Consider the following 17,745-nt stretch of genomic DNA (forward strand, 5'->3'; position numbering starts at 1 on the left):
CCCTTGTACTGGACGTACTTGGGCTTTCGCCCGGTGCGGCGAGAGTGCGTGCCAGGCGCCGCGGGGCAGACGCGAATTTGACGACAGGGCCTAGGCCGGCTCACGTCCTCAGGGCCAGCGTCACCACCGGCACCGACATCAGGAGACCCGCGCCGCCCATCACCTTGGCGGCGGTCGGGCGGCGGCGCGGGTCCGCTCCGGCGGCCAGCAGCAGCTGGAGCACCGAAGGGAAGAAGAGGAACATCCCGGCCATGGCGCCGATGAACGCCCACGGCACCAGCAGCGCCGCGACGGTCCCCGCGGCGCGGCCGAAGCCGACCGGCCGGGCGTGGAAGCAGAGCGGTACGGCGACCACGGCGGCGGTCGTGAAGGCGAAGGGGAGGGTGCCGTGGATGCCCTCTCCCGCCCACAGGATCAGCGGCACCAGGGGCGTGACCGCGGCGCACACCACCAGGCCGAACTGCCACGGATGAATGCCCGCGCGCACACTGGTCTCCACGACCCGCCCCCCGATCCGATGGCTTGAACGTGTTCAAGCTACCGCAGCCGGTCGCGCCCTAGCTCAGGGGGTGCCGTACCCACACGTTCGGCTCGACGTAGACCGCGTACCCCTGCTCCGGTACGCAGTGCACGGGGGCGAGGGCGCCGGGGACGAGGACCGGGCCTTCCTTGTCGAAGGGCAGGCCGGTCCACTCCCGCCACTGTTCGATCGAGCCGTTGATCGTCATCGACAGCGGGGCCACGGAGTCGACGACCCCGCCCGCCCGGACGTGCACGCGCAGCCAGGGGTCGTGCGGCAGGCCGTCCTCGCGGGTCCGGTACGCGTACTCGTGGATCGAGGTCTCCGGCTCGGCGGGCTTCCCGCTCGGCCGGACGGGAGCCACCGCCTCGGCGAAGCCGCGGACGCGGGCGTTCTCGCGCATCGCGGCGAGCATCCGGCCGGACAGCCCCTCGCCCTGCCGGTCGGTGGCCACGCTGATCTCGATCGCGCTCACCGTGTCGGGCTCGACCCCGCGCCGCCGGTCGGAGAAGGCCCACATCAGGATCCGGTCCCAGCCCTGGGCGGGCAGCACCCCGTCGCGGCCCGGCGCGTGCTGCGCGAAGGGCAGGCTGAAGCCCCGGGCGACCACCGTGTCGCCGTCGGTGGCGATCAGAACGTACTCCGGGAACTCGGCGACCATCCGCGGGTACAGCAGCCAGGCCAGCGCGTCGTGCTGGGCGAACTCCGGCCAGGAGTCCGTCATGTCCCAGAGCCGACCCGCCAGTTCGGGGCGCTCCGCCAGGGTGGTGATCTCGATGCCGCTCATCCGGGCAGGCTAGGTCGCCCTCCGTCCGGCCTCAACCGTTTTAGACGGGGGCCTGGAGCGAGAGGTGCCAGTGGCCGGACCAGCCCGTGAGGGTCACCGTGGACAGCGGGCGGACGTCCACGTTCCAGTACGTCAGCGGGGGCGCCTTCAGCGCGTAGACCAAGGCGGCCCGGACCACCGCGGGCTCCGCGACGGCCACGATCGCGCCGCCGTCGTCCGCCGGCCGGGTGTCGAGCCAGCCGCCGATCCGGGAGATGAAGGCCAGCAGGGACTCCCCGCCGTGCGGTGCGGCCCGCGGGTCGGTGAGCCAGAGGTCCACCGCCCCGGGCTCCCGCGCGGTCACCTCGGCCAGGGTCAGCCCCCGCCAACGGCCCATGTCGCAGTCGCGCAGCGCCGGCTGGGCGAGCGGCGCGTACCCCAGGGCCTGGCCGGTGGCCCTGCTGCGCGGGGTCGGCGAGCAGTAGCGCAGCTCGGCCGCGCCCAGTCCGGCGAGCCCGGGCGCGGCCGTCTCCACGGCATGCCATCCGGGCCCGTCGAGCGGGCGGTCGTCGTCGAAGCGCTCGGCGAGCAGCGAGGAACTACGGGCTGCGGCAACGAGCGAAACCCGAACATGCATGCGGCGATGGTGAGCCGCGCGCCGCACGGGGTCAAGCGTCTGGACCGACCCCACCCGGCAGCGCGGCGCGCAGCCGCCGCACCGCCTCGACCAGTTCCCCCGGTCCCGATACCCCGGCGAAGCTCAGCCGGACGTACGGACCGGGCGGTTCCGCGCAGAAGTACGGGCGCCCCGGGGCCACTGCGACCCCCGCACGCAGGGCCGCCGCGACGAAGGCGGTGTCGTCGCCCCCCTCGGCCGGCCGCACCCACAACTGGTATCCGCCGGACGGCAGGTGCGGCAGCGCCAGCCCGGGCAGCTCCCGCCGCAGGGCCCCCGCGAGCACGTCCCGCCGGTGGCGCAGCTCGGCGGAGACGGTGCGCAGGTGGCGCGGCCAGGCGGGCGCGCCCACCAGCTCCAGGGCGGCCTCCTGCAGCGGCCGGGCCACGAAGAAGCTGTCCACGACCTGGATGGCGCGCAGCCGGTCCACGACCGGGCCGCGGGCCGCGAGGGCGCCCACCCGCAGGCTGGGCGAGGTGGGCTTGGTCAGCGACCGGACGTGCACCACCACACCGTCAGCGTCCTCGGCGGCCAGCGTCGCGGGCAGCGGCCCGGAGTCCTCGTGGGCCAGGGACCGGGCGTAGTCGTCCTCCACTACGAAGGCGCCGGCGGCCCGCGCGATGCGCAGCACCTCGGCCCGCCGCGCGGGGGCCAGCACGGTTCCGGTCGGGTTCTGGAACAGCGGCTGGCATACGAAGACCCGCGCGCCCGTGGCCTGGAAGGCGGCGGCGAGCAGCTCCGGCCGGACCCCTTCCGCGTCCATGGGGACGGGTACCGGCCGACACCCGGAGGCCCGGGCGATGGCCAGCAGTCCGGGGTAGGTCGGCGACTCCACCAGGATCGGCGCCCCCGGCGGGGCGAGCGCCCGCAGGGCGGTGGCCAGCGCGCTCTGCCCGCCCGCGGTGATCAGGACGTCCGCGGCGACGACCGCGCCGCCGATCTCCCGGGCGAACCAGTCGCGCAGCTCGGGCAGCCCCTCGACGGGCGGCCGCCCCCATGCCCCGGGGCGCCGACCGGCCCGGGCCAGGGCGGCCGCCATGGCCCGCTCGGGCTGCAGGGAGGGGTGCAGGTAGCCGCCGTTGAGCTCGATCACCCCCGTCGGCGGCGTGGCCAGCGTGACGAGCACCCCGCCGGCGTCGACGGAGCGCGGGACGATCTCCCCGGCCCCTTCCGCGCTGAGGGCGACCTCCTGCCAGGAGGTGTCCCCGGCCGCGGGTGCCGTCGTACGGGGCCGGGCGCGGAAGACCCCGGAGCCGGGGCGGGTGACGACGAGGCCCTCGGCGGCGAGCTGCGCGAGCGCCCGCGAGACGGTGACCGGGCTGACCCGATAGCGCTCGACCAGAGCCCGGCTCGACGGGAGCTTTCCACCTACCGAGTAGCGGTTGAGTTCGGACCTCAGTGAATCCGCCAACTCCACCACACTGCTACGCTCATTCATGACAGCACACAATAGCGCTACCCGCCCGACCCCGATAGCGGTTCCGAGCCCCCTCACTGGATCGCTCAACCGCGGCACGCTCCTCGCCTCGCTCGGCATCCTCGCCTTCTCGCTGACCTTCCCCTCCACCGTGTGGGGACTGAAGAGCTTCGGCCCGTGGTCGCTGGTCTCTCTGCGCAGTGTGCTCGCGGCGCTCATCGCGGCCGGATTCCTGCTCGCGCTGCGCGTACCGCTCCCCCGCCGCGAGCACCGGGTGGGTCTCGCCGTCGTCGCCGCCGGCGTGGTGGTCGGCTTCCCGATGCTGACCACGCTCGCCCTGCAGACCTCCACCACCTCGCACTCCGCCGTCGTGGTCGGCCTGTTGCCGCTGACCACCGCCGCGCTGTCCGCACTGCGCACCGGCGCCCGCCCCTCGCGCGCCTTCTGGATCGCGGCCGTCGCCGGGGCCCTGGTGGTGCTCGGCTTCACGCTCGCGCAGAGCGGCGGCTCCTTCTCGACCGGCGACGCCTACCTGTTCGCCGCGCTGCTGGTGTGCGCGGCCGGGTACACCGAGGGCGGGCGCCTCGCGCGGCTGATGCCGGGCTGGCAGGTGATCGGCTGGGCACTGGTGCTGTGCCTGCCGCTCAGCCTGGCCGGTTCCGTGCTCGGGCTCGCGTACGAGCCCGTACACCTGACCGGGCAGGGCCTGGCGGGGCTGATCTGGGCGGCGGCCGGCTCCACCTTCCTCGGCCTGTACGTCTGGTACCGCGGCATGGCCGAGATCGGCGCCCCGCGCGCCAGCCAGCTCCAGCTCGCGCAGCCACTGCTGACGCTGGTCTGGTCGGTCGCCCTGCTCGGCGAGCACCTTTCGCCGGCCGCCCCGATCGCCGCTTGCGCGGTCCTGGTCTGCATTGCGGTGACCCAGCGGGTCAAATGACCCCGAGTCGACCTAAACTGCTAGCACCGGATCGGACCGCCACCGAGGAGGTCAGTTATGCGAGCGACCGAGGGCGACCAGCTGGTGCAGCACGGTCGGGTCGTGGGACAGCACGACAAGATCGGCGAGATCACTCAGGTACTGGGAGAAAACGGCACCCCTCCGTACCGGGTCCGTTTCCAGGACGGCCACGAGGCGGTCATGTCTCCGGGCCCCGACTGCGTCGTGAAGCACCCGGCGGAGCCCGCGCACTGACTCAAGCCGGCGGCAGCGCCGTCGGGTAGTGATCGGCGACCACCCTGGCCATCGCCCCGTTGGGGTCCGCGACCACCTGTTTGGCGGAGAACCAGACGTGGCCGCGGACCTCCGGGTGACTGCGCGCGAAGGTGACGTGCCGGGACAGTTCGCGCGGATCGCGCCACGCCTCGACGGGGCTGTCCTCGTCGCAGCGGAAGAGCGCCTCCCCCACGTAGAGCCGCACGCCCGTGCCCGCCACCGTGCGCGCCCACCAGGGGACCAGGTCCGCGTAGTCGGCGGTCGGGTGCCCGATCTGCCAGTACACCTGGGGCACGACGTAGTCGACCCACCGCTCGGTCACCCACTTGCGGGTGTCCGCGTACAGGTCGTCGTACGTCGCCACGCCCGCCCGTGTCGGTGAGCCGAGCGGGTCGACGTCGGAGTTGCGCCAGACCGCGAACGGGCTGATGCCGAACCGGGCCGCGGGCCGCAGCGCGCGCACCCGCGCGGACATCTCACGGACCAGGGTGTCGACGTTGTGACGGCGCCAGGCGGCGCGGGAGGCGAAGGCCGAGCCGTGCAGCTCGTACGCCTCGTCGTCGTCGAAGTACTCGCCGTCCGCCGGGTAGGGGTAGAAGTAGTCGTCCCAGTGCACCCCGTCGACCGCATAGCGGGAGACGGCGTCGAGCATGGCCTCCTGCACGAAGAGCCGCACCTCGGGCAGACCCGGGTTGTAGTAGAGCCTGCCGCCGTACTCGACCGTCCAGCCGGCGTTGCGCCGGGCCGGGTGTTCGGGCGCCAGCCGGTCGAGGTCGGTGTGGTTGGCGACGCGGTACGGGTTGAACCAGGCGTGCAGTTCCAGCCCCCGGGCGTGCGCCTCGGCCACGGCCGTGCCCAGCGGGTCCCAGCCCGGGTCGACGCCCTGCTCCCCGGTCAGCCACTGTGACCAGGGCTCCAGCGGCGAGGGCCACAGCGCGTCGGCGGCGGGCCGGACCTGGAGGATCACCGCGTTGAGCCGGCGCTTGACCGCCGTGTCGAGGAGGGTGATCAGCTCGGCCCGCTGCCGCGCGGCGGACAGCCCGCTCCGCGAGGGCCAGTCCACGTTCGCCACGGAGGCGATCCACATGCCCCGGAAGTCGGCGGCGGGCGCCCGGGCCGGGATCCCACCTGCCGTGGGGGCGGCGCTCCTGGAGGCGGCAGCGGCCGTGCCCGGCCCCGCCGTGGCCGCCGCGATCACCCCCGCCGCTCCCGCCAGCAGTTCCCGTCGACCGATGCGCGCCATGTGACAGCTCCGTTTCACTGAGTGACATTGGACCGTGTCAGCTCAGCATGCCCGCCCCGGCCCGCCGCCCGCCGCAAGGTCGGGAGTAACGTCGGGGGGCGTGGCGGGCGCCGGAATCGTACGGGGGACCCGCCGACGGATGAGCAGCGAAAGGCACGAAGTGACTGACCTCCCTTCCGACATCACACGAGTCGGCGTAGTGGGCTGTGGCCAGATGGGCGCGGGTATCGCCGAGGTGTGCGCCCGCAGTGGCCTTGAGGTCAAGGTCGCCGAGACCACGGGCGAGGCCCTGGAGATCGGACGTACCCGGCTGTACAACTCCCTGACCAAGGCCGCCGAACGCGGCAAGATCAGCGAGGAGGAGCGGGACGCCACCTTGGCCCGCCTCACCTTCACCACCGACCTCGGCGAGTTCGCCGACCGCGACCTCGTCATCGAGGCCGTCGTCGAGAACGAGCAGGTCAAGACGGAGATCTTCCAGATCCTCGACCAGGTGATCACCCGCCCGGACGCGATCCTGGCCTCCAACACCTCCTCGATCCCGCTGGTCAAGCTGGCCGTCGCGACCTCGCGGCCCGACCAGGTCATCGGCATCCACTTCTTCAACCCGGCCCCGGTGCAGAAGCTCGTCGAGCTGATCCCCGCGCTGACCACGGGTGACGAGACGATCAAGCGCGCCGAGGCCCTGGTGCGGGACGTGCTGGGCAAGCACGCCGTCCGCGCCCAGGACCGTTCCGGTTTCGTCGTCAACGCGCTCCTCGTCCCGTACCTGCTGTCGGCGATCCGGATGTTCGAGTCCGGCATCGCCAGCCGCGAGGACATCGACAACGGCATGGAGCTCGGCTGCGCCCACCCGATGGGCCCGCTGAAGCTGTCCGACCTGATCGGCCTGGACACCATCGTCTCCATCGCCGACTCCATGTACGCGGAGTACAAGGAGCCGCTGTACGCGGCTCCCCCGCTGCTCCAGCGGATGGTCGACGCGGGCCGCCTGGGCCGCAAGACGGGCTCGGGCTTCTACCCGTACGGCTGATCCCGTCGTTGGCCGACAGGGCCTAGGGACGGCCACCCAGCCTGAGGTGATGCAGGAGGAGCAGCCCGGCCGCCATGTTGGCGGCCGGGATCTCGCCGCGTCCGATCATGTCGGGCACGAGTTTGAGCGGGACCCACTCCCGCCGTGAGGACTCGAAGTCGTCCTCGGGATGGCCGACGTACGTGGCCCCGTCCGCCCAGTACAGGTGGTGGCGGGCGTCGGTCAGCCCGTTGGACGGCTCCACGGTCATCAGGTGGTGGAGCGGGCCGGGCCGCCAGCCCGACTCCTCCTCCATCTCGCGGGCGGCCGCCGACTCGACGGACTCCCCGTCCTCGACCACTCCGGCGGGCAGCTCCCACCCCCAGCTGTCGGTGATGAAGCGGTGCCGCCACAGCAGCAGCACCTCGTTGGCCTCGTTGACGGCCGTGGCGACGGCCACCGGACGCAGCCGGATGACGAAGTGGTCCAGGTGCCGGCCGTCGGGGAGTTCCACGTCGGCGAGGTTCACGTCGAACCAGCGGTTCTTGTACACGGTCTGCTCACTCAGGTTCGTCCACTGCACGGTCTTGCCACCTTCCGCTCGGATCGGTGGCAACATGGCAGCAGTTCAAGCCGTCACAGGGGAACGCGCAGCGCCCCGTCGATGAGCTCCGCGGTCTCCTGCGCGCCCGAACAACCACTGGTCAGCAACTGTTCGCGGACCGCCCGCAACCGGTCGCGCAGCCGTAGCGACTCCATCCCCCTGGCCCGTTCGGCCATTTCGACCGCGGCCGCCACCGCCCCGTCGGCCTCGCCCTGGCGCAGCTGGATCTCGCACAGCATCGCCAGCCGGTGCACGCGGCCGCGATCGTGCGCGGGCGTGCCGACGGCCGCGGTGGCCTGCTCGTGGGCCGCGGCCAGATCCCCCAGACTCAGCAGCGCCTCGGCGACCTGTACGTTGACCAGCCCGGGCTGTACGTAGCCGGTCTCGTCCGGCTCGCTGCCCGGACGGATCCGCGCGGCGGCGGTCTCGGCGCTGCGGATGCAGGCCAATGCCGACGCGGTGTCGCCGAGTTGGGCGTACGCCTTGGCCTGCATGGCATGCAGGTCGGCGGCCAGCGCCGGGGTGGTGTGCCGGCCCGCGGCGCGCAGCGCGGCCTCGGCGAAGGCGACGGCCTGGCGGTACTCCCGCAGGTGCAGGGACTGGTTGACGATCAGCGCGATGACGTAGGCCCCGAGACCACGGTCCCCGCTGGCCTTGGACAGGCGCAGCGCCTGGTGGAAGTAGCGCTGGGCGAGCCCGTGGGCGTCCGAGTCGTAGGCACAGATCCCCGCGACCGCCACGAGGGACCCGCCGGCCCGGTGGAGCTTGCGGCCGAGAGCGTCCGAGTAGCTCCCGCGCAGCATCGGGGCCGTCTCGGTGCCGAGGAAGCGCACGATCCGGTCCCGGGTGGCCACCCCGCCGGCCCGCCGGTACATCAACTCGTAGTGCGCGCGGGCCGCCTTCAGGATCTCGATGTGCTCGGGCCCGATCCGGTCGGGCCCGTCCCTCGACACGTCGGCGTCCTCGGGCGGGTTCTCCCACTCCCACACCGGGATCACGGCGGGGGTCCCGGTGACCGCCTCCGCGGCGAGCAGATGGGGCCGCCCCTGCCCGTCGGACCGCCACAGGGCGGCCGCCCGGTCCACGAACCCGCTCAGCGGCGAGGCACCCGGCGCGGCGGCCTGACCGGGCACCCCGAGCCCGATGTCGTCCAACCCCACGGGCCGCCGCAGCCGCCCGCCGAGCACCTCGCAGATCAGGTCGGGGACCTGGCCGCGGGGGCGCTGGCCCTTCAACCACCGGGTGACGGCGGTGTGTTCGTAGCGCAGAGCGAGGCCGCGGGTGCGGCCCGCCTGGTTCACGTACGCGGCGAGTCCGGCATGGGACATGCCCGCCTCTGCGAGGAGGGCGTCGAGCAGGACATTGGGCTGCATGGGCCGCTCCCGGGGCTCGTCGGTCCCAGGCTAGTGGGTGCGGGGTTCACACGGGGTGTGAACCAAGTACGCGCATAAATGCGATACGCACTCTGCCGTGAGGGCCCCGCGGGGCGCTTCACTTAAGGGCCTCGCCAAGAGGCAGCTCGGGTCGTCGGCTCCCCCTCGTACAGTGCGACGACCCGTCACAGCGCCGCCCGTTCTGCTGTCTGCCCGACACTCCACGGCAGACGGGCGGCGCCGTCCGGCTCCGCCGGTGCGCGGTTGGTCGCCGAGCCCCGTCCGGAGCCGGACCTCTGCGTGGCCGCTGCCGCCCGCCGTGCCCGGCTCAAAGATCCGGGGCTCCGCCCCGTACCCCGCGCCTCAAACGCCGGCGGGGCTGGATTTGGCTGCTGCCGTCCGCCAAGCGCAGCTGGATTGCCCGCAGGGCAATTGCTGACGCCGGCCAATCCAGCCCCGCCGGCGTTTGAGGCGCGGGGGTCCGGGGGCCGGCCCCCGGCAGCGGCGCCGCAGTGGCGCACGGCGGTCACCGGAACGGGTGAGGGGTGTACCCGGCGAACCAGGTACACCCCTCAACGCACAGCGGCAGCGGCTACGCGCCCCGCAGCACCGCCCCGGTCCGCTCGCCCGCGAGGGCAACGGCCGCGTCGCGGGCGGCGGTGGATTCCTCCGCCGTCAGCGTGCGGTCCGCCGCGCGGAAGCGCAGCGCGTACGCGAGGGACTTCTTGCCCTCGCCCACCTGCTCACCGGTGAACACGTCGAACAGCCGCAGCGATTCGAGGAGCTCGCCCGCGCCCTTGCGCAGCGCGGCCTCCACCGACGACGCCGGGACGGACTCGTCCACGATCAGCGCGACGTCCTGGGTCGCCACCGGGAAGGAGGAGATCCGGGGCGCCTGGAGGGCCTCGCCGCCGGCCGCCGCGAGGCGGTCCAGGTCGAGCTCCATCGCGCTGGTGCGGGCCGGCAGACCCATCGCCTTGACCACGCGCGGGTGCAGCTCACCGGCGTGGCCGATGACCGTCTCCACCCCGTCCAGGGTGACCAGCAGCTCCGCGCACCGGCCCGGGTGCCACGGGCCGTACTGGCCCTGGCGGACCACCAGCTCGGCACCGGCCTCGACGGCCAGCGCGCGCGCCGCCTGGACCGCGTCCGCCCAGTCGGCCGGTCGGCCCTTGCCCCACCAGCCGGCCTGCTCGCGCGCACCGGCCAGCACGACCGCGGCGTACCGCGGCTGCGCGGGCAGGGCCGCGTTCAGGGTGGCGATCTCCTCGTCCGTGGGACGCCGGTCGACGGGCAGCCGTACGGCGACACCCGGCTGCGCGGCGGCCCGGAAGACCGAACCGGTCTCGAAGAGCGCGAGGTCGTGGCTGCCCCGGCTGTCGTTGCGGCGCAGCGCGCCGAGCAGACCCGGCAGCAGCGTGGTGCGCAGCGCCGGCTCCTCGTCGGAGATCGGGTTGACCAGCTTGACGACCTGGCGGCTCGCGTCGTGCGCGGGGAGCTGGAGCTGGTCGAAGACGCCCTCGCCCACGAACGGGTAGCTCAGCGCCTCGACGTAGCCCGCCCCGGCCAGCGCACGGCCCACGCGGCGGTGCAGCAGCTGCCGCGCGGTCAGACCGCGGCCGGAGGGCACCTGCGGGAGGGTCGACGGGAGGTTCCCGTAGCCCTCCAGCCGGATGACCTCTTCGGCGAGGTCGTTGGGCGCGGCGAGGTCGGGCCGCCACGACGGAACGGTGACGACGAGCTCGTCCTGGCCGTAGACGTCGCAGCCGATCTCCTGGAGGCGGCGCACGACGGTCTCGCGGCCGTACTCCATGCCCGCGACCCGGTCCGGGTGGTCCGCGGCCATCGCGATGGTGCGCGGGGCGCCGTGGGCGGCGACCTCGGTGACGCCGGCCTCCGCGGTGCCGCCCGCGAGCAGCACGAGCAGGTCGACGGTCCGCTGCGCGGCCGCGGCGGCGGCCTGCGGGTCGACGCCCCGCTCGAAGCGCTTGGACGCCTCGGAGGACAGCTTCAGACGGCGGGCGGTGCGCGAGATCGACACGGAGTCGAAGTGCGCGGCCTCCACGACCACGTCGGTGGTGCCGGTGACGGCGCCCGTCTCGGGGTCGGTGACGGAGTCGGCGATCTCGGTGTTGGCGCCGCCCATGACACCGGCGAGCCCGATCGGGCCGCTGTTGTCGATGATCACCAGGTCCTCGGCGTCGAGCGTGCGCTTGACCCCGTCCAGGGTGGTGAACTTCTCGCCCTGCTCGGCGCGGCGGACGCCGATGGTGCCGTCGATCCGCGAGCGGTCGTAGGCGTGCAGCGGCTGGCCGAGCTCCAACATCACGTAGTTGGTGATGTCGACGGCGAGCGAGATCGGGCGCATGCCCGCCTTCTGCAGGCGGCGGGTCAGCCAGATCGGCGAGCGCGCGTCGGGGTCGAGACCGGTGACGGTGCGCGCGGTGAAGCGGTCGCAGCCGGCCGGGTCGTCGATCTTCACCGGGTAGCCGTACGAGTTCGGCGCGGGGACGTCGAGCAGCGCCGGGTCGCGCAGCGGCAGGCCGTACGCGGTCGCCGCCTCACGGGCGACACCGCGCATGGACATGCAGTAGCCGCGGTCCGGGGTGATGTCGATGTCGAGGACCTCGTCGACGAGCTGGAGCAGCTCGATCGCGTCGGTGCCGACCTCGTGCTCGTGCGGCAGCACGATGATGCCGTGCGTGCCGTCGTCGCCCATGCCCAGCTCGTCGCCGGAGCAGATCATGCCGTGCGAGGTGCGGCCGTACGTCTCGCGCGAGGCGATCGCGAAGTCGCCGGGCAGCACGGCGCCGGGCAGGACCACGACGACCTTGTCGCCGACGGTGAAGTTCCGGGCGCCGCAGACGATCTCCTGCGGAAGGCCGGTGCCGTTGGCCTGGCCGACGTCGACCGTGCAGAAGCGGATCGGCTTGCGGAAGCCTTCGAGCTCCTCGATGGTCAGCACCTGACCGACGACGAGCGGGCCCTTCAGGCCGGCGCCGAGCTGCTCGACGGTCTCGACCTCGAGGCCGGCGTCGACCAGCTTGGCCGCCACGTCGCGGCCGGTTTCACCCGCGGGGAGGTCGACGTACTCCCGCAGCCAGGAAAGCGGGACGCGCATCAGATCTCACTCCCGAACGGCCGGGTGAAACGAACGTCACCCTCGACCATGTCTCGCATGTCTTCGACGTTGTGGCGGAACATCAGCATCCGCTCGATACCGAACCCGAAGGCGAACCCGCTGTACTTCTCGGGGTCCACACCGCAGGCGATGAGCACCTTGGGGTTGACCATGCCGCAGCCGCCGAGCTCGATCCAGCCCTCGCTGGAGCAGGTACGGCACGGGCGGTCGGGGTTGCCCACCGACTCGCCGCGGCACACGTAGCACTGCATGTCCATCTCGGCGGACGGCTCGGTGAAGGGGAAGAAGTGCGGGCGCAGGCGCGTGGTGGTGCCCTCGCCGAACAGCTCCTGGACCATGTGGTCCATGGTGCCCTTGAGGTCCGCCATGGTCAGGCCCTCGTCCACGGCGAGCAGCTCGACCTGGTGGAAGACCGGGGTGTGCGTCGCGTCGAGCTCGTCGGTGCGGTACACGCGGCCCGGGCAGACGATGTAGACGGGGGGCTTGCGCTCCAGCAGCGAGCGCGCCTGCACCGGAGAGGTGTGGGTGCGCAGCACGACGCCCGACTCGTCGCCCTCGGTGCCTTCCGGCCCCTTGACGAAGAAGGTGTCCTGCATCTGGCGTGCCGGGTGGTCGGGAGTGAAGTTGAGGGCGTCGAAGTTGAACCACTCCGCCTCGACCTCGGGTCCCTCCGCGACCTCGTACCCCATGCCCACGAAGATGTCCGCGATGCGGTCCATCAGCGTGGTCAGGGGGTGCCGGGCGCCGGCGGGGACACGGTCGTAGGGCAGCGTGACGTCCACCGCCTCCTCGACCAGCACCCGCTCGTCGCGCTCGGCTTCGAGCGCGACCATGCGGGCCCCGAAGGCCTTGTTCACGGCGCCGCGGGCCATGCCCATGCGCTTGCCCACCTCGGCCTTGGCCTGCGGCGGCAGGGCGCCGATCTCGCGGTTGGCGAGCGCCAGGGGCGAGCGGTCGCCCATGTGCGCGGTCTTCGCCTCACGCAGCGCGTCGAGGTCGCCGGCGGACGCGAAGGCGGCGAGCGCCTCGTCCCGCATGCGCTCGATCTCTTCCGGTTTCAGTGCCTCGACCTCGACAGGGTCGTACGACTTGTTCGGTGCCGACATCTCTTCCCGTACTTCCGATGGCTGGCTGGTGGGTCCCCGTACGGCACGATCAGACCGATCGACACAGAGACACAAAGGTGCCAAGGACGAGTCTAAAGGTCGCTGGGGGTGAAGGAGCCCGTGGGCCGCCGGCCGAGACTCTCCGCAGGGCTACTGCGTGAGGTACGCGGGGGCGCTCACGGGCAGGATAAATCGGAATTCGGCGCCGCCGCCGGGGCCGCGGCCGACCGTGATGGTGCCGCCGTGGGCCTCCACGATTCCCTTGACGATGTACAGGCCCAGGCCGGTGCCGCCGCGCTTGCTTCCCCGCCAGAAACGGGTGAAGACGCGGCTCATCGACTCCTCGGGGATCCCGGGGCCTTCGTCGGTCACGGTGACGGCGGTTCCCTTCTCATGCGGCGTTACGTCGATGGTGACCGTTCCTTCTCCGTGCCGCACCGCATTTTCGAGGAGGTTGCCGAGGATCTGATCGATCTTGTCCGGGTCGGCCCACAGGTCGGGGAGCGGGCGGCTGACGCTCACGAGGAACCTCTCGGGTGCCTGTCCGTTGGCGGTCAGCGCCTGCACGTGGCGACCGACGGCGGTGGCGATGTCCACCGGCTGGCGGCGGACCTCCAGCCGGCCGGAGTCGATCCGGGAGATGTCGAGGAGCTCGGCGATCAGCCGGGTGACGCGGTTCGCGTCGGCGTCGACGGTCTCCAGCATCAGCCGTTTCTGGTCGTCGGTGAAACGCTCCCACTTGGCGAGCAGGGTCGCCGTGAAGCCCTTGACGGAGGTCAGTGGGGAGCGCAGCTCGTGGGCGACGGTGGCGATCAGCTCGGCGTGGCTGCGCTCGGTGCGGCGGCGGGCCTCGGTGCCGCGCAGGGTGACGACGAGGCGGCGCAGCGGGCCCGTGGGGTGCGTGCGGACGTAGCCGGCGGATACGAGCACCTCGCGGCCGCCGGGGAGCAGCAGGTTCCGCTCGGGCTGGCCGCGGCGGGTGGCCAGGCCCCCGTACGGGTCGGTCAGCGTCCACCAGCGGCGGCCTTCGAGGTCCTCCAGCGGGAGCACCCGGTCGATGCGGGCGCCGAGGGCCTCGTGGGCCGCGATGGCGGTGATGCGGACGGCAGCCCGGTTGAAGCAGATCACGCGGCCCGTGTCGTCGGCGACGACGAGCCCGTCGGGAAGCTCGTCGGGGTCGAGCCCGAAAACGGCCGCCTCGCCGGGGGCGACGCCCGGGGAGTCCGGGCCGGTGGCCCGCGGGGGGACGCCGGTGTGGGCGGCGGGCTGCCCGCTCGCGCGGTCCTGCGCGGGTTCGCCGCCGGCCCGGCCGGGACCTCGGGGTTCGGGGGTGCCCCGGAAGCCTTCCTCGGCCGCGGCAGCGGCTCCGGCGGCCCCCGGTGAGCTGTTCGTACCGACGGTCATGTCCCCGTACCCCACATCTCCGAGTAGCGCAGTGGGCCCCCGGGCCGCCACATTACTAGCTGGGGGTCACGGAGCGGCACCCTCCGGGCGCCCGCTGTGCACGCGCCGACGCGTACAGGCACACGGCGGCGGCCGTCGCGAGGTTCAGGCTCTCCGCCTTGCCGTGGATCGGGACCCGTACGACGGCGTCCGCGAGCGCCCGCGTCTCCTCCGGCAGCCCCCACGCCTCGTTGCCGAAGACCCAGGCCGAGGGGGTGCCCATGGTGCCCGCGTCCAGTTCGGCGTCCAGGTCGTCCTCACCGGCCCCGTCGGCCGCGAGGATCCGTACGCCCGCCGCGCGCAGGCCCTCGACGGCCTGCTCCACCGGGACGCCGACCGCCACCGGCAGGTGGAAGAGGGATCCCACGGAGGCCCGTACGGACTTGGGGTTGTACAGGTCCACGGAGGCGTCGGTCAGTACGACGGCGTCGGCGCCTGCGGCGTCCGCGCAGCGCAGCACCGTACCGGCGTTGCCGGGGTCGCGGACGTGCGCGAGGACGGCGACCAGCCTGGGCCGCGCCTTGAGGATGTCCTCGAAGGGCGAGTCGAGGAAGTGGCAGACGCCGACGAGGCCCTGCGGGGTGACGGTCTGCGAGACCTCGGCGAGCACCTCGTCGGAGGCGTAGTGCACGCGCGCCCCGGCCAGCACGGCGGCTTCGACGATGTCCGCGTACCGCTCGGCGGCCTCGACGGTGGCGAACAGCTCGATCAGGGTCGACGCGCCCTCGGCTCCGCGGTGCTCGACGGCCTCGCGGACCGCCTGGGGGCCCTCGGCGATGAACCGGCGCTCCTTGGTGCGGAAGTTGCGCCGCGCCAGGCGCCGGGCGGCGGCCACCCTCGGGGACCGGGGGGAGATCAGCTCGTCGGGGTGACCCATGGTGTCTGCGGTTCTCTTTCGAAGTTCCGGGGCTGCGGGAAGCCCGCTGGGGAAAGCACACGGACCCGCAGGCGAATGCCTGCGGGTCCGTGGGGGCCGGCCCCGTGGTAGCTGGGCCGGCTAGCCCTTAGGCAGCGACCTTGGGGGCGTTGACGTCGGCCGGGAGGGCCTTCTGAGCGACCTCGACCAGCGCGGCGAACGCGTTGGCGTCGTTGACGGCCAGCTCGGCGAGGATCTTGCGGTCCACCTCGATGTTGGCGGCCTTCAGACCCTGGATGAGGCGGTTGTACGTCATGCCGTTCTGGCGGGCAGCGGCGTTGATGCGCTGGATCCACAGCTGACGGAAGTCGCCCTTGCGCTTCTTGCGGTCGTTGAAGTTGTAGACCAGCGAGTGGGTGACCTGCTCCTTGGCCTTGCGGTACAGGCGCGAACGCTGACCGCGGTAGCCGGAGGCCGCCTCGAGGATCGCCCGGCGCTTCTTGTGGGCGTTTACTGCCCGCTTGACGCGTGCCACTTTTTACTCCTTGTAGCGGGGCCGTGGGTGTCTTCACACGGCCCGAATTCGATGGGGTCCCGGTCCTGACGCTCATCCGCTCCCGGCACGGGAGCGGAGAACATCACTTGCCGAGAAGCTTCTTGATCTTCGCGGCGTCGCCGGGGGCCATCTCCGCGGTGCCGGTGAGGCGGCGGGTGATGCGGGACGACTTGTGCTCGAGCAGGTGGCGCTTGCCGGCGCGCTCGCGGAGCACCTTGCCGGAGCCGGTGACCTTGAAGCGCTTCTTGGTACCGCTGTGCGTCTTGTTCTTCGGCATAGCGCCGTTATCTCCTCGTCGGTGGCGCTCCCTCGCCGATCCGGGTGGGACCGGCGAGCGGGAGCGTCATGTTGTGTCGGGTGATCCGAGACAGGCTGCCTCGGGATCAGGCCTCGGCGTTCGCCTCGTCGGCGGCGGCCTCGGTGACCTCGGTGACCTCGGCATCCTCGGTGTTCGTCGCCTCGACCGGGGCGGCCTCCTCGGAAGGAGCCTCCTCGTCCGTGGCGGCGACACCCTGGCGCTCGGCCTTGCGGGCGGCCTGCGCCTCGCGGGCTTCGGCCATGGCCTCGGTCTTCTTCTTGTGCGGACCGAGAACCATGATCATGTTTCGGCCGTCCTGCTTCGGGTTCGACTCGATGAAGCCGAGCTCCTCGACGTCCGAAGCGAGACGCTGCAGCAGTCGGTAGCCGAGTTCCGGCCGGGACTGCTCGCGACCACGGAACATGATCGTGATCTTGACCTTGTCGCCCTGCTTGAGGAACCGAACGACGTGACCCTTCTTGGTGTCATAGTCGTGCGGGTCGATCTTCGGCCGGAGCTTCATTTCCTTGATGACCGTGTGCGCCTGGTTCTTGCGCGCCTCACGGGCCTTCATGGCCGACTCGTACTTGAACTTGCCGTAGTCCATGAGCTTGCAGACCGGCGGGCGTGCGGAGGCCGCTACCTCGACCAGGTCGAGGTCGTACTCCTGTGCGAGTTCAAGCGCCTTGGCAAGCGGCACGATGCCGACCTGCTCGCCGCTGGGACCGACGAGTCGAACCTCGGGAACGCGAATCCGGTCGTTGATGCGGGGCTCGGTGCTGATGGATCCTCCTCGGTAGCACCACACGGCTGCCTGGCAGACAGCCGCTGACGTGTATTTCCGTCAGACCGACCGCAGCGGGAGAATCAAAAAAGCCCCGCCGGGCACAGGCAGGGGCTCCAAAACAACCGGAGCACCGACGCGTGCGAACCGCGGGGCGCAGACTCGGGCAGCTTTCCATCGTCCGTACGGAACGATGGATGCCGCCTGACCGGTGACCTGCCTCCCCGGAGGGTGGTCAGGTGGGAGAATCGGAGCCTCCACTTGTGGGCCGGGCACGCAGGTGTCCGGCCGGTCGAAGTACATACTAGCACCGCGCGTGACCGCCCGCTCGACGGCCTATCGTGGTCCGCATGACTGACGCGACGCCCTCCGCTTCCACGCCCGATTACGACGACATGACCCGCGACATCGCGGAAGTACCGGCCGTCGAGGTCATCACCACGGTGGCCGTGCACCTGCTGAGCGCCGCGGCGGTCAATCTGGGCCTGGACAAGCCGGACTCCGAGCACAAGGACCTCGACGAGGCCCGCAAGCTGATCAACGCCCTGGCCGGTCTGGTGACCGCCAGCGCCACCGAGATCAGCTCCTTCCACGCCGCGCCGCTGCGCGACGGCCTGAAGTCCCTCCAGCTCGCCTTCCGCGAGGCCTCGATCGTCCCGGACGAGCCGGGCCAGGGCCCGGGCGAGAAGTTCACCGGTCCCGTCTACGCCTGATCCCACCCGTACCCGGAAGGGGC

18 protein-coding genes are annotated in these 17,745 nt (G+C 72.2%); 4 read left to right on the forward strand and 14 right to left on the reverse strand.

Translation table 11 applies throughout. The features are described from left to right. Positions 1 to 100 precede the first annotated feature (100 nt). From ACFV9H_RS38980 to ACFV9H_RS38995, 4 genes are read right to left on the reverse strand one after another with little or no spacing between them, the layout of a single operon-like run. Positions 101 to 499 (reverse strand): hypothetical protein, encoded by a 399-nt coding sequence (locus ACFV9H_RS38980; RefSeq protein ID WP_385408305.1) that lies wholly within the window; start codon positions 497 to 499, stop codon positions 101 to 103. 58 nt (positions 500 to 557) lie between these two features. Continuing rightward, complete coding sequence (locus tag ACFV9H_RS38985; RefSeq protein ID WP_385408307.1) at positions 558 to 1,307, reverse strand: N-acetyltransferase; 750 nt, start codon at positions 1,305 to 1,307, stop codon at positions 558 to 560. A gap of 40 nt (positions 1,308 to 1,347) precedes the next feature. Continuing rightward, complete coding sequence (locus tag ACFV9H_RS38990; RefSeq protein ID WP_385408309.1) at positions 1,348 to 1,923, reverse strand: histidine phosphatase family protein; 576 nt, start codon at positions 1,921 to 1,923, stop codon at positions 1,348 to 1,350. Positions 1,924 to 1,954: 31 nt separating this feature from the next. Continuing rightward, entirely contained in the window at positions 1,955 to 3,400 is a 1,446-nt protein-coding gene (locus ACFV9H_RS38995) for a PLP-dependent aminotransferase family protein (protein WP_385408311.1), read from the reverse strand. Here ACFV9H_RS38995 and ACFV9H_RS39000 point away from each other — a divergent pair. Together ACFV9H_RS39000 and ACFV9H_RS39005 are read left to right on the forward strand one after the other, a co-directional pair. After that, complete coding sequence (locus ACFV9H_RS39000) at positions 3,399 to 4,316, forward strand: DMT family transporter (protein WP_385408313.1); 918 nt, start codon at positions 3,399 to 3,401, stop codon at positions 4,314 to 4,316. The genes ACFV9H_RS38995 and ACFV9H_RS39000 overlap by 2 nt on opposite strands. A 57-nt stretch (positions 4,317 to 4,373) precedes the next feature. Beyond that, entirely contained in the window at positions 4,374 to 4,571 is a 198-nt protein-coding gene (locus ACFV9H_RS39005) for a DUF1918 domain-containing protein (RefSeq protein WP_376659210.1), read from the forward strand. A gap of 1 nt (position 4,572) precedes the next feature. Here ACFV9H_RS39005 and ACFV9H_RS39010 read toward each other — a convergent pair whose 3' ends face one another. After that, entirely contained in the window at positions 4,573 to 5,835 is a 1,263-nt protein-coding gene (locus tag ACFV9H_RS39010; RefSeq protein ID WP_385408315.1) for a glycoside hydrolase family 10 protein, read from the reverse strand. A gap of 139 nt (positions 5,836 to 5,974) precedes the next feature. Between ACFV9H_RS39010 and ACFV9H_RS39015 the strand changes: the two genes are divergently transcribed. Continuing rightward, a complete protein-coding gene (locus tag ACFV9H_RS39015) occupies positions 5,975 to 6,868 on the forward strand; it encodes a 3-hydroxybutyryl-CoA dehydrogenase (protein WP_385408317.1) in 894 nt (297 codons plus the stop codon). Between the two features lie 22 nt (positions 6,869 to 6,890). On the opposite strand, the gene ACFV9H_RS39020 is transcribed toward ACFV9H_RS39015, so the two are convergent. The 9 genes from ACFV9H_RS39020 to infC form a co-directional block, all read right to left on the reverse strand. Next, positions 6,891 to 7,430, reverse strand: coding sequence for an NUDIX hydrolase (locus ACFV9H_RS39020; protein WP_385408319.1), 540 nt, complete (start codon positions 7,428 to 7,430; stop codon positions 6,891 to 6,893). 53 nt (positions 7,431 to 7,483) lie between these two features. Then, positions 7,484 to 8,824 (reverse strand): transcriptional regulator, encoded by a 1,341-nt coding sequence (locus tag ACFV9H_RS39025; RefSeq protein WP_385408321.1) that lies wholly within the window; start codon positions 8,822 to 8,824, stop codon positions 7,484 to 7,486. Between the two features lie 592 nt (positions 8,825 to 9,416). After that, positions 9,417 to 11,945: a phenylalanine--tRNA ligase subunit beta gene (pheT, locus tag ACFV9H_RS39030; RefSeq protein ID WP_385408323.1), complete on the reverse strand. Its 2,529-nt coding sequence runs from the start codon at positions 11,943 to 11,945 to the stop codon at positions 9,417 to 9,419. After that, positions 11,945 to 13,072 carry a phenylalanine--tRNA ligase subunit alpha gene (gene pheS, locus ACFV9H_RS39035; protein WP_385408325.1) on the reverse strand — a complete coding sequence of 376 codons (1,128 nt, stop codon included), beginning with the start codon at positions 13,070 to 13,072 and terminating at the stop codon, positions 11,945 to 11,947. Before pheS ends, pheT begins: the two co-directional genes overlap by 1 nt. A 150-nt stretch (positions 13,073 to 13,222) precedes the next feature. Next, positions 13,223 to 14,476: an ATP-binding protein gene (locus tag ACFV9H_RS39040; protein ID WP_385408327.1), complete on the reverse strand. Its 1,254-nt coding sequence runs from the start codon at positions 14,474 to 14,476 to the stop codon at positions 13,223 to 13,225. 55 nt (positions 14,477 to 14,531) lie between these two features. After that, entirely contained in the window at positions 14,532 to 15,392 is an 861-nt protein-coding gene (locus tag ACFV9H_RS39045) for a TrmH family RNA methyltransferase (protein ID WP_385408329.1), read from the reverse strand. A gap of 127 nt (positions 15,393 to 15,519) precedes the next feature. Continuing rightward, positions 15,520 to 15,906, reverse strand: coding sequence for a 50S ribosomal protein L20 (rplT, locus tag ACFV9H_RS39050; protein ID WP_030157251.1), 387 nt, complete (start codon positions 15,904 to 15,906; stop codon positions 15,520 to 15,522). Between the two features lie 103 nt (positions 15,907 to 16,009). Next, on the reverse strand, positions 16,010 to 16,204 hold the full coding sequence (gene rpmI / locus ACFV9H_RS39055; protein WP_385408331.1) for a 50S ribosomal protein L35: 195 nt from the start codon (positions 16,202 to 16,204) through the stop codon (positions 16,010 to 16,012). A gap of 106 nt (positions 16,205 to 16,310) precedes the next feature. Then, the gene (gene infC, locus ACFV9H_RS39060; RefSeq protein ID WP_385408333.1) at positions 16,311 to 17,033 is read right to left on the reverse strand and encodes a translation initiation factor IF-3; all 723 of its coding nucleotides are present in this window, start codon (positions 17,031 to 17,033) and stop codon (positions 16,311 to 16,313) included. Positions 17,034 to 17,359: 326 nt separating this feature from the next. On the opposite strand from infC, the gene ACFV9H_RS39065 reads away from it, so the two are divergent. Next, positions 17,360 to 17,722: a DUF1844 domain-containing protein gene (locus tag ACFV9H_RS39065; RefSeq protein WP_376662463.1), complete on the forward strand. Its 363-nt coding sequence runs from the start codon at positions 17,360 to 17,362 to the stop codon at positions 17,720 to 17,722. The last annotated feature ends 23 nt before the right edge of the window (positions 17,723 to 17,745 follow it).

The sequence above is a fragment of the Streptomyces sp. NPDC059874 genome (genome assembly GCF_042731135.1).
GTDB lineage: Bacteria > Actinomycetota > Actinomycetes > Streptomycetales > Streptomycetaceae > Streptomyces.